This is a genomic window from Variovorax glucosi (assembly GCF_051216695.1).
In the GTDB taxonomy this organism is placed as follows: Bacteria; Pseudomonadota; Gammaproteobacteria; order Burkholderiales; family Burkholderiaceae_C; genus Variovorax.
Window position 1 is genome coordinate 1 of the sequence record NZ_JBPJZE010000034.1, and the last position, 1,780, is coordinate 1,780.

Below are 1,780 nucleotides of genomic sequence, written 5' to 3' on the forward strand. Positions count from 1 at the left end.
CGGCATCCAGAACGACCCGTCGAACGGCAACCGCGCATTGCTGCTGCTGCAGCAGGCCGGCCTGATCACGCTGAAGCCCGAGGCGGTGAAGAACAACACGGCCACGCCGCTGGACGTGGTGACGAACCCCAAGAAGCTGAAGCTGGTCGCTCTCGATGCAGCCCAGCTGCCGCGCTCGCTCGACGACCTGACCATTGCCTCCATCAACAACGACTACGCCGAGAAGGCCGGCCTGTCACTGAACAAGGACGCCGTGATCAAGGAATCGCCGAAGAGCCCGTATGCCAACCTGATCGCCGTGCGCCGCGCCGACAAGGACAAGCCCTGGGCCAAGCGCCTGGTGGCGGCCTACCAGTCGCCCGAAGTGAAGAGCTTCATCGAGACGCAGTTCAAGGGCTCGCTCGTGCCGGCGTTCTGAGGCGCTGATCCGACAGACGACGCTCCCCCTTACTTCTTGCCCCCTTGCCCTCTGTGCGCCCACGCCACGCCCAGAGGGCTTTTTACTGCTGACACGTATCTGAAGGTATCTTCCGGGCTTCATCCATTCCGGAGGGTACGCACCATGTTTTCCCGACACATCCTCGCCGCTGGCTTCGGCCTGCTGGCGCTGCTGGGCGCCGGCGCTGCTTCTGCGCAATTGCCGGGCCAGATCAGCGTGAGCGGTTCGGCCGCTGTGCGTGTAGCGCCCGACGAAGTGTTCCTGACGATAGGCGTCGAGAGCCGCGACGCCAACCTGCAAACGGCCACCCGCGACAACAGCGACCGCGTGGCCAAGGCGCTCGCGCTGATCAAGCAGCGCTACGGCATCCCCGAAAAGAACGTGCAGCTCAATTTCATCCAGGTCGAGCCGGAGTTCGACAGCCGGGTCAGCCGCACCGTCCCCGTGGCCTATCGGGCCCACAAGAGCATCGGCATCAAGATCACCAGGCTCGACACCTTCGAGCCGCTGCTGACCGACCTGTACGGGGTGGGCGTCAACCAGGTCGAGAACATCGAGTTTCGCAACTCCGACATGCGCAAGCACCGCGACAAGGCCCGCGAGCTGGCCGCGGTGGCCGCGCGCGAGAAAGCCGATGCGCTGACCTCCCAGCTGGGCGTGAAGCGCGGCAAGGCCATACGGATCAGCGAAAACTCCGGCTGGAACTGGGGTGGCTGGAGCGCCCGCTACCGGGGCGACCAAAGCATGATGCAGCAGAACGTGATCCAGTCCGCCCCGCGCTCCGAGGGCCAGGGCGAAGGCGCGGACGGCGACCTTTCGGTGGGCCAGATCAGCGTCACGGCCACGATCAACGTCGACTTCCAGCTCGAATAGCACCGCCGCGGGGGCACTTTCCGGCCCGTGAGAAAATGCCCGGTTTCCCCGAACACAGTCAGGACACCCCATGGACGCAGAACAGATCAACCAAATCGGCGCAATGCTCGCGGACCTGAGCGTCCGTACGGTCGATTTACGGAGGTATCTTTGACTACGATGCCAAAGCCGAACGTCTGAGGACGGTCAACGCATCGCTCGAAGATCCCAACGTCTGGAACGACCCGAAGAAGGCCCAGGAACTGGGCAAGGAAAAGAAGTCGCTCGACGACGTGGTCGTCACGCTCGACCGGCTCACCAACGGGCTCTCGGACAACACCGAACTCTTCGAGATGTCGAAGGAAGACGGCGACATGGACGGCCTGCAGGCCATTGCCGATGACGCCGCCACGCTCGAAGCCGACATCAAGCAACTCGAATTCCGCCGGATGTTCAACAACCCGGCCGATCCGCTGAACGCCTTTGTCG

2 protein-coding genes and 1 pseudogene are annotated in these 1,780 nt (G+C 63.7%); all 3 read left to right on the top strand.

Going from position 1 to position 1,780, the window contains the following annotated elements:
• On the top strand, positions 1 to 418 hold a 418-nt coding region (locus ACSFA3_RS22520), incomplete at its 5' end, for a MetQ/NlpA family ABC transporter substrate-binding protein (RefSeq protein WP_435507711.1).
• A 144-nt stretch (positions 419 to 562) separates the two neighbouring features.
• Positions 563 to 1,312: an SIMPL domain-containing protein gene (locus tag ACSFA3_RS22525; protein ID WP_435468097.1), complete on the top strand. Its 750-nt coding sequence runs from the start codon at positions 563 to 565 to the stop codon at positions 1,310 to 1,312.
• Between the two features lie 70 nt (positions 1,313 to 1,382).
• Positions 1,383 to 1,780, top strand: a pseudogene (locus ACSFA3_RS22530) (PCRF domain-containing protein); the annotation flags it as partial.

Coding starts and splice junctions, on each gene's coding strand:
- ACSFA3_RS22525 (WP_435468097.1), top strand. CDS start 563: ATGTTTTCCCGACACATCCTCGCCGCTGGCTTCGGCCTGCTGGCGCTG.